The sequence below is a fragment of the Streptomyces virginiae genome, assembly GCF_000720455.1.
Taxonomy (GTDB): domain Bacteria; phylum Actinomycetota; class Actinomycetes; order Streptomycetales; family Streptomycetaceae; genus Streptomyces; species Streptomyces virginiae.
This window is the reverse complement of sequence record NZ_JOAK01000062.1, coordinates 1-9057: the sequence shown is the minus strand read 5'-3', so window position 1 is coordinate 9057 and position 9057 is coordinate 1. Positions and strand designations below refer to the sequence as shown.

Below are 9057 nucleotides of genomic sequence, written 5' to 3'. Positions count from 1 at the left end.
CCCGGGCTCGCGTACGAAACGTGACCACACCCGCGTCCCGTGAGATCGACTCCACCACCACACCCGACAGATACGGAAACAACCGCACCAAACCCCCAGTGGCTTTGTTCGCGTTAAGCAGCAGCGTTTGTCGATGAGTTTCGGCAGCGGTTGGTCATCAGCCGGCTCACGGATGCTCACGAGAAATGACGGCGGTGACGTGCCGCTGAGGCAGACGGACGATGGTGCGATGATCTGTTCGTGGTGACAGATGTCGAGTGGGCTCGGATTCGAAGGGACCTGCGCTTCGGGCAGGTCTTCGAGGGCACCGTGGTGAAGGTTCCCCGACCCGGTGCGATCGGGATCTTCGTGGACATCGGCCTGAGCGTCGGAGGTTTTGTCGACGTTCTGCTGCTGCCGAGCGAGGGCGAAGACTGGCCAGCGGAGGGCACGGTTGCCGATTTCGAGATCTGGTGGGCAGACAGCCGCCAGCAGATCCGGCTGAAGCCGTCCGACTCTCGGTATCTGCGGAGCGACTTCACAGACTTCGTCGAACGCTTCCGTCCCAGTTGGCCTGCCGACGTCGGCCAGCCCGTTCGTGACCCGGGGCCTGTCACTCCCGACGAGTTGCGGGCCCTGCTTCGCTCCGATGGGTCGTCGGCCAGCTCGCCCTGAGACTGGAGAAGTGGCCGACGCTCCCAGCGGAACCTAGCTGGCCGCGGCGTCGGCTCGGGCGCGGGTGCTGGCGAGGCGGTAGGAGTCGGTTCCGGTCTCGATGATGGTGCCGTTGAAGGTGAGGCGGTCGACGATGGCAGCGCAGAGGCGGGGGTCGGTGAACGTCTTGGTCCAGCCGCCGAACGACTCGTTGGAGGCGATGGCGACGCTGTTCTTTTCCTCGCGTTCGGTCAGGACCTGGAAGAGGAGTTCGGCGCCGCGGCGGTCGAGTTCCATGTAGCCGAGTTCATCGATGCACAAAAGATCAACCCGGCCGTAGCGGGCGATCGTCTTGGAGAGTTGCTTCTCGTCGGCGGCCTCGACGAGCTCGTTGACCAGCTTCGTCGCGAGCACGTACTTGACCCGGTAGCCGGCCATCGCCGCCTCGGTTCCCAGCGCGATCAGCATGTGCGACTTGCCGGTTCCGGAGTCGCCGATCAGGCAGAGGGGCTGGCTCTTCTTGATCCATTCGCAGCTGGCGAGGGTGTGGATGGTGGCGGCGTCGATGTTCGGGTTCGCGTCGAAGTCGAAAGTCCGCAGGGACTTGTCCCGGGGGAAGCCGGCTGCCTTGATCCGCCGTTCCGAACGGCGCCGGGACCGGTCGTCGCACTCGGCCATCAGCAGTTCGGCGAGGAACCCGCGGTAGGTCATCTGGTCCTTCAGCGCCCGGTCGGCGATGTCGGCAAACTCGTTTCTGATCGAGGGGAGCCGCAGCAGGCGGCAGGCGGTGTCGATGGCCGTGGTGGCGGCCTGCTCGGTCAGTCCTCGCTGGCGGGGCAGGGTCACTGTGCTTCTCCCTCGCGTTGTTCGCCGGCGCTGGCGCGACGGCGTCGGAGCAGTTGGTCGTAGTGGGTCACCGAGGGCAGAGGCCTGGTGTCCGGGGGAAGATGCGCGAGCCGCCACTCGTGCAGAAACGTCACGGTGGCCGCGCCCGGGGTTCCGGCTGGCTCGTCCTCGGCCTGGGCGATTTTGCGGGCTTCCAGCGCGACCGCGTCCGCGGTCAGGGCCCCTGCCCGCAGGGCCATCGCGAGTCCGGCGACCAGGTGCTCGTGCGCGAGGTGGCGGGCCAGCAGCAGCACCTCGATCAGCGCTCTCGTCCCGGCTGTGTCTCCGTGGGCCTTGACCGCTGCGGCCCACCAGGCGTCATGGACCGGGGTGAACTTGCCCGCCGAGCGGGCCTGTTCGAGCGCGGTGGCGCCGGGGAAGGCACCTGGCTTGCGGATCAGGGCCTCCAGGTAGTGGTCCAGATCCAGGCGGCAGCCGCCCTTAGCGATCAGACGCTCGTGCCGGGCCACTTCTACGTTCCTGTCGTAAACCACCAGGTGAGAGGCGTGCAGCACGACCCGGACCCGTTTGCCGATCAGCCGGACCGGCACCGAGTAGCGGTTCGTGCGGACCGCGATCTGGCTGTAGCGGTCGACCCTCGGAGTGAAGAGCCGTCCCGTCTCGAAGGACTCTTCCGGCAGCGGCATCAGCAGCGGCCGCTCGACCTGGAAGTACTCGTCGATGGTCCGCGGCCGCGAACCGATCCGGCGCCGTCCGTCGTGAAGATCCCACTGATCGACGAGTTCGTTCAGCTCGGCCAGCGAGTCGACCTCGGGCACCGGGGTGAAGTGGTTGCGGCGGAAGTAGCCGATCTGGCCTTCCACTCCGCCCTTCTCGTGGGCGCCCTCGATGCCGGGTCGGCAGTAGAAGCTCTCGATCCCGAAGTGCGACCTGAAGGCGATCCACCGGTCGGCCTCCACCCTGGCCCGGCTCAGCCCCAGCACTTGGGCGACGGCGGCCTTCAGGTTGTCGTAACGGACCTTGCTTCGCGGGACCCCGCCCAGGGTCCGAAGGGCGTGCACATGCCCTTCGAAGAAGGCTTCCTGCCCACAAGACGCGAAGACGCGATGGACGGCCTTGCCTGAGTAGGACAGGCGGAAGGAGAACAAATAGCAGGTCACAAGCTCGCCGGCGAGCCGGATCGTGACGTCGCCGAAGTCGACCTCGGCCTCCATACCGGGCTGGTGGGTCTGCGGGATGAACGCTTCGACCGGGGCCTTCCCCGACTCGACGAGGATCTGTGGCTTCCGGTCCGAGACGTAGCGCCGGACCATTTGGTAGGAGACGTCCGCAGCGTGTTCCTCGACCAGGCGGTGGAAGATCCGCGTGATCGTGTGCCGCTGTTTGCGCGGCGCGTCCAGGTCCGCCTGAAGCATCCCGTCGATCACCGGCTTGTAGGGGTCCAACGCGGTCGGCCTCGGCGGCAGCTGCTTCCGCGGCTCCGGCCAGACCGAGTCCACGGCCTTGCGGACCGTCCGCCAGGACACGTTGTACTTGCGCTCGATCTCCCGGATCTTCATGCCGCCGCGGTGGTCCCGACGGATCGCCGCGTACAGCTCGACCTTCGACATCTGCGGCACGACCAGGCCCTTTCACCAGGAGCACCTCGATGCTCCCCTGGCAAGAACCCCGGTGACTTCAAAACTCGTGAACATCACCCGACCGTGGATCCGGGTGCCTCCCAAACCCGTGAACAACCGGCTTCACAACCCGTGAATAAAGCCACCCCAGAACCGCACACCGAGAGGCTGCCCAGCTCAGCCGCACAGCATCACAAGATCAGCGACAGAGCCGATGAACGTGCTCAGTTGAGGTCGGTCGTGGACGCGAGGAAGGATGTGATCGCGTGGTTGAAGAGTGCCGTGCCCTCGAGGTTGATCATGTGAGCTGTCGAGGCGAACCGTTGGTGCCTGGCACCGGGAACGGTTCGGGCGATGGCTTGAGCGTTTGACGAGATGTCGCTGCTGTCGAGTTCTCCTGAGGAAGTGCTCCGCGAACCGCTGCGCTCCGCCGTCGGGGTCGCCCACCGGGGCGATCGGCTCATCCTTCGGGCGTTCATCGACACCCCGAACCTCGGCACGCTCCGGCAACCGGTCAGGGGGCCCGCGGCACGAGCCGCTGCGCGAACAGGGTGTCACGTGGCGAGGTCTGCGGGTGTCAGTGGTGGCCGGGCATGCGGCCGTGCGACTGGGCGCCGAGGCCACTTCCGGCATCCCGGTCACGGGCACCCGAGGCGGCAGCCAGGGCCAGGAGGGTGGCGACAACGCCAACGATCAGGTTGCTGGTGATCGAGCGGGTCTGCGCGACATCACCGGTGACGACCCACGGTGCCACGCAGGTCCAGACCCCGATGGCGGCCGCGGCCCACGCCATGGAGTGCGTGCGCTCGTAGGAATTGCCGAGACCGCCCAGCAGCAGCATGTAGGCGACGCCGCAGATGAGGTTGGTGACGGCCAGGGTGACGGAGTCGTTGAAACCGGCGATCCAGGGAGATGCGGCGAGATAGAGGCCCGCCAACAGGGCAACGGCCTCGACGATCTGCGCGCGTGGAGTCGCCGCCGCACGGTCGTGCCGGGCCCGCAGCTCCACCAAGTCAGGGTGCTCCTCGATCGGAGCACGGTGGGTAGACGCCATGATTACCTCCACGAACGGAGTGATGTGTCGTCTCCCGCCTACCCACGAAGACGCCATAAACGGCCCATAAAGGGAATGAGCGGATAAATCTCGCCGGGGGCACGCAGCGCTCACGTCACAGGGCGACGACGTGCACTGAGCCCCGCACTGCCGCACGCGGGCTCCCCGGGCGCGGGAGTCGAGCAGTCCTCCGCACTCGGGGAGCCTGCACCCCAGTGCCAGTAGTCGCCTACTGAAGAGCACTGGCCCCTTGTAGGCCCTACTTGGTGTAGAGGACGCAGTTCCCGTCCCCCTGCATGATCAGACCCTTGGTCTCACGCGTCTGCCCGCCGCTGGCCTGTGCGGCCGCCGCGAGGCCGGCCGGAAGGTAGGCAGCCACGACGACGCCCGCGGGGTCGACCACCGGAAGATGGGCCGGAAGCGCAGTCCCGCCGCTGACGACGAGCTGAGCGGCGCCGTCCACGTAGCGCACGCTCAGGACGCCGATGTCCTCGGGCTTGAGGTCTTCTGCCGGGATCACGGTCAGGCCCGGGATCTCGATCGGTTCCTGCTTGTCAATCATGTCTGTCTCCCCACTGGTCGACACCCTGCCGACCAGCACCGATCTTTGCACAACGGAGCGTCACGATCGATGACCGAGCGTAGCGCTCCTGAGGCAAGGCAGCACCGGCCTGCCTCCATGGAAGGGCGCGGCCGGTGCGGCTCCCGCGGGGGCGGTGAATTTACGCTGGAGACGACGGCCGGCACGCTGAGCGGCCCCCCGGCCGTCGCGGGTGCGCACCTGCCTCACCTCCACCTCCTGCAGGTGCTCACCCAGACCTTTCGGCCACTGGCCCCACGGACCGCTCGTGGGCGAGTGGTCGGCCGGGCGGCCTCGAAGTCGCTGACCGCCGCCGAGGAGGGCAGAAGGTACGCCCGATGTAGCCGAGTTTCAGCAACGCCCGGTTGCTTGACTCGGCCCTGATGTCGTGCGTTCCCGTGGTTGCGTGCCGCGGCTGGTCATCGTACGCACGACGGGCAAGGGATAGGGTGCCAGGATGACGCGGTGTCCGACTCTCTCCGTGAACTGTGGCTGCGCGGCATCGCTCTCAATCCGGCGGCCCCCTCCGACGTACTGATACGCCTGCTGGATCGAGCGGCCGGTGAAGCCGGCCAGCTGATGTGCGAGGGCCGTGACCTGCCCGCTGCCGTCATCGACGCAGCCCTGCGGCACCCGGCCAGGGCGATCCGCGGCCACCTGGCCCGCAACCGGCACATCGACCCCGCACTACTCGCCCCCTTGGCAACAGACCCGTCGGGGATCGTCCGCGCGCGGCTCGCTGGCGGACCCCATCCCCGCCCCCGATGGGTTCGACCACTGCCGGACGACATCCTCGTCACCTTCATGACTTCCCAGGACGGAGGCGAAGACGGCATGCTCACAGAGAACGAGATCGTCCAGGAGCTCAGTTTCTCTCGGCAAATCCCTCTGTCCTTCTACCGCTCCATGGCCTGGCACGGGCATCCCGGGCTCCGTGAACGCGCCACCTGGAGGTGGCAGTCGCTCACCCCTGCGCAGCGGGAGGCCCTCCTCCACGACCCCGACCCCGCGGTACGGGAAGCGGCGCAGGAGAGCAGCTGGGAGCTGGTCCCGGAAGCGGTGGAGGCCAAGCTGCCGTCCATCGGTTCACTCAGCCAGCCGTTCGTGCTCGGCACGTGCGCCCTGTCCCCCGCGCTCGTCGAGCAGTGCTTCGCGGACGACGCGGTGCACCCCCTGGCACGGAATCGCCACACACCGGCCTACGCGCTCGCCCGGCTCGCACGGCACCCCGAGCCGAAGGTCCGCGAGATGGTCGCCGCCCGGCCGGACCTGGAACCGGACCTGGTCGCTGAGTTGAGGGAGGACCGGGACCCGGACGTACGGATGCGTGCACGCCTCCACCCCTTTCCCCGCACCTGGGCCGAGTACCGGGCCATCGACAGGGTCATCGGACACGGGCCGGACTGCACCTGCCCGATCACCGAGCTTCCCACCGAGCCGTCCCCCGAGTGGTTCGCCGCCTGCGCGGCGTCCGAGGAGCCGGTACTGCGCCGGGTCGCGGCGAGCTGGCCAGGGCTGCCCACAGCACTCGTCGAGACACTCGCACGGGACGACGACGAGGAGGTACGGATCCGGCTCGCCTGCCTCCACCCGCTGGCTCCGCCCCACCTCCTCCTGGACGTCTTCGTCACCCGCCCAGCCCACCGTCCGCACCTGCTGACGTTGTGCAACTTCCCGCGTACCGGCCGGACCCACCTCATCAACCACCCTGACCCCGAGGTACGCTCTCTGGCCGCAGCCGATCCCACCCTGCCCCAGCCTCCCGTGCAAGACTCCGACGAGTCGGTGCGCCGGGCGGCCGCCGCCAATCCGGTCCTGGCGCCCGAAGTCCTGGAGGCCCTCCTCCCCGACCCCCGCACGGCAGAGGGCGCTGCGGCCAACCCATCCCTCCCCGTCCCCCGCATGCACGCGCTCCTCGACCACTGCCTGAACAGCGCTGCCCTCCCGCCGGCGGCGGGATGCTGAGAAGCGATGCCCGCGCAGCGATCACAGGCAGGGCAATCTGCGCCCGCCATCGGTCGACGCCGACGTGTCAAGCAGGAGTTTCCAAGTCCCATCAACATTCCGGGCACCAGCGAGAAGCGACTGCTCCTGCAACTCGTCTACCAGCGTTCTCCGTTTCCGCCTACGCAGCCAGACGTGACGCTGTCGTGGACATGCGGTCCTTGGAGCAGGTCGCCGGTGATGGACAGCGGAACGTTCTCGGGTGTCCCTGGAGGGGTGGATATGGCGTTGGAGACCGAAGGCGATTTCAGAGTCGTCGAACGGGGCACGTGGTCGTATGCGGCGGCTGTCGGGGTGGGACCGCTCCGGTTCGGGATGGCCGTCAGCGAAGTGGTCGACGCGGCTGAAGTACTCGGCTCGGCGAAGGTCAGCGTCTGCCGCCGGCAGTGCGCGGTCTTCTCGCAAACGTGGAAGGTCGAAGTCCACCGCCGCGGGGGCGCGCCTTCTGCACCGGCCGTCACGGCCTACGTAAGCCAGGACGCGGGTCTGTTCGGCGTCGCTTGCGACGCTGTGAAGGGTCCCCAGGTCGCGTACCACGGCCTCCTGCTGGTCGGGAGGGAAATGGGGGAGCTGGAGAGCGACATGATCGCGTAGGCCGAGGCGCACGACGTGGAGTTTCGCTACACCTGCGAGCGCCACGCAGGACCGGATGATCCCGGGATCGTCATACGCGCGCAACCGGTTGGGGAAGTCCTGCGATCGCGTCCGCTGTTCATGGTGCCGCGCGACGGCGCGTGGACGGAATGGGATTCACTCCCCTCCGAGGAGAACTGGGGCTAAGTCCCCGGACGCCCAGCGGCGAGGGACATGCCGCCGGACAGACCATGACCCAACGCTGTGTGCCCCAGCCCAGAAGGCACCAGTCCAAGGAGCAGGAATGGTGCAGGTTCGGAATACGGCCTCTCCCCCAGTGCTGGTCGAGGACGTGCCCCAGGGCGAGCACACCGTGCGCTCCTGGACGCGGGAGCGCGGCGAGGTGGAAGGGCCCTGACGGCGCCCGGGGCCCCTGCCACGATGGAAGGCGGCCGGCCGGTCGGCGGCCGGGCTGGCGTTGCCGGCGGGAGGATGGGGCGCAGGGGGAGACGCCCAGCGCGGGACGGCGGCCCGAATTCGGAACCGGCGCGTGAACGAACGCACCGGTGGCGAGGTAGACCTCGCGGACATCGTGAAGGGCTACGACACGGGGTCCGAGTACCTGATCGTCGAGCCACAAGAACTCGACGGGATCGCTCCCGGCCGGTCCCGTTCGATCGACGTCGCCGGCTGCGTCGACCTGGACACCGTCAACCCGGTCTTCTTCGACAAGACGTACGTCCTCGGGCCTCGGGGAGCCCAGTACGGGAAGGTCCATGCCCTCTTGGAGCGCCTCGTCGAAGGCTTCCGCGCCCGCCCACGCCTCGTACCCTGTGAAGGTCACCCAGCCGTCCTGGTCCGCGTCCATCGACGCGAACACCCTCTCGTGCGCGGTGCCCGCCACGGACAGGAGCGGGTCGTCGTCGGCCCGGCCCGGGGCCGCTGCCGCGCGTTCGGGCCGGGCAGGGTACTCCTGCCGAACCTTTGCGGCGGGCGGCGACAGCCGGACCGCGTACGGTCGGCCGGTGACCGGCGCGGGCACACAGGCGGCGCGCAGCACGGCCCACGGCGCGTCCGCGGCGGTGGCGGTCAGCTGCTCGGCCATCTCGACCAGAGCGCGCACAGCGCCGGCGATCTCAAGGACGGCGGCACCCGCGCCGACCACCTCGAAGTCGAACTCACCGACATCGACTACATCGAGGTCTCCTTCTGAGGAGGCCATCGTGGCGACCGACCTCGCCGCCAACTGGTACGCGGGTCCAGGGCATCCAGCACAGCAACCTCCGCCGCTCAGCCTGGCCTTCAACGGCTGACCGTCTTCGCCGCACTCGTCCTGGGAGCGGCACCGTTCATCCGACGCCCGCACACCCTGTCACCATAGGAGACGACCTTGTGTCCACCTCGGCCCTGTGTGGGCGATGGCCCGCCGGTACCCTGCAGACCTTCAGCCCCCGTCTCAGGTCGCAGCCGTCGGATTCGCTGCTTCGGCGGCGCGGCGGTACTCGGCGTTGATGCGCTGGGCTTCTTCGAGCTGGTCCTCGAGGATCACGATGCGGCAGGCCGCCTCGATGGGGGTGCCCTGGTCGACGAGTTCCCGGGCGCGGGCGGCGATGCGCAGCTGGTAGCGGGAGTATCGGCGGTGACCGCCTGCCGAGCGGAGCGGGGTGATCAGGCGGGCTTCGCCGACGGCTCGGAGGAAGCCCTGGGTGGTGCCGAGCATCTCGGCGGCCCGGCCCATCGTGTAGGCG

General features: G+C 68.4%; 9 protein-coding genes. 4 read left to right on the top strand and 5 right to left on the bottom strand.

The window, feature by feature from the left end:
- Positions 1-240: 240 nt before the first annotated feature.
- Positions 241-654 carry a hypothetical protein gene (locus IG86_RS40460; RefSeq protein WP_030902951.1) on the top strand — a complete coding sequence of 138 codons (414 nt, stop codon included), beginning with the start codon at positions 241-243 and terminating at the stop codon, positions 652-654.
- A 33-nt stretch (positions 655-687) separates the two neighbouring features.
- On the opposite strand, the gene istB is transcribed toward IG86_RS40460, so the two are convergent.
- The 4 genes from istB to IG86_RS0137550 all read right to left on the bottom strand — a co-directional run bounded on the left by istB (position 688) and on the right by IG86_RS0137550 (position 4714).
- Positions 688-1479 (bottom strand): IS21-like element helper ATPase IstB, encoded by a 792-nt coding sequence (gene istB / locus IG86_RS0137565; RefSeq protein ID WP_030902949.1) that lies wholly within the window; start codon positions 1477-1479, stop codon positions 688-690.
- On the bottom strand, positions 1476-3089 hold the full coding sequence (gene istA / locus IG86_RS0137560; protein ID WP_030902947.1) for an IS21 family transposase: 1614 nt from the start codon (positions 3087-3089) through the stop codon (positions 1476-1478). The genes istB and istA overlap by 4 nt, the downstream gene beginning before the upstream one ends.
- A gap of 586 nt (positions 3090-3675) precedes the next feature.
- Entirely contained in the window at positions 3676-4152 is a 477-nt protein-coding gene (locus tag IG86_RS0137555; RefSeq protein WP_037943878.1) for an SPW repeat protein, read from the bottom strand.
- A 259-nt stretch (positions 4153-4411) separates the two neighbouring features.
- The gene (locus IG86_RS0137550; protein ID WP_030902944.1) at positions 4412-4714 is read right to left on the bottom strand and encodes a hypothetical protein; all 303 of its coding nucleotides are present in this window, start codon (positions 4712-4714) and stop codon (positions 4412-4414) included.
- A gap of 483 nt (positions 4715-5197) precedes the next feature.
- Between IG86_RS0137550 and IG86_RS0137545 the strand changes: the two genes are divergently transcribed.
- The 3 genes from IG86_RS0137545 to IG86_RS45230 all read left to right on the top strand — a co-directional run bounded on the left by IG86_RS0137545 (position 5198) and on the right by IG86_RS45230 (position 8522).
- Positions 5198-6697 (top strand): hypothetical protein, encoded by a 1500-nt coding sequence (locus IG86_RS0137545; protein WP_030902942.1) that lies wholly within the window; start codon positions 5198-5200, stop codon positions 6695-6697.
- A gap of 261 nt (positions 6698-6958) precedes the next feature.
- Positions 6959-7330, top strand: a complete 372-nt coding sequence (locus IG86_RS0137540; RefSeq protein WP_030902940.1) for a hypothetical protein — start codon at positions 6959-6961, stop codon at positions 7328-7330.
- A gap of 529 nt (positions 7331-7859) precedes the next feature.
- The gene (locus IG86_RS45230; protein WP_030902938.1) at positions 7860-8522 is read left to right on the top strand and encodes a Ku protein; all 663 of its coding nucleotides are present in this window, start codon (positions 7860-7862) and stop codon (positions 8520-8522) included.
- A gap of 243 nt (positions 8523-8765) precedes the next feature.
- Here IG86_RS45230 and IG86_RS0137525 read toward each other — a convergent pair.
- The coding region (locus IG86_RS0137525; RefSeq protein ID WP_030902936.1) for a MerR family transcriptional regulator at positions 8766-9057 on the bottom strand (292 nt) is incomplete at its 5' end.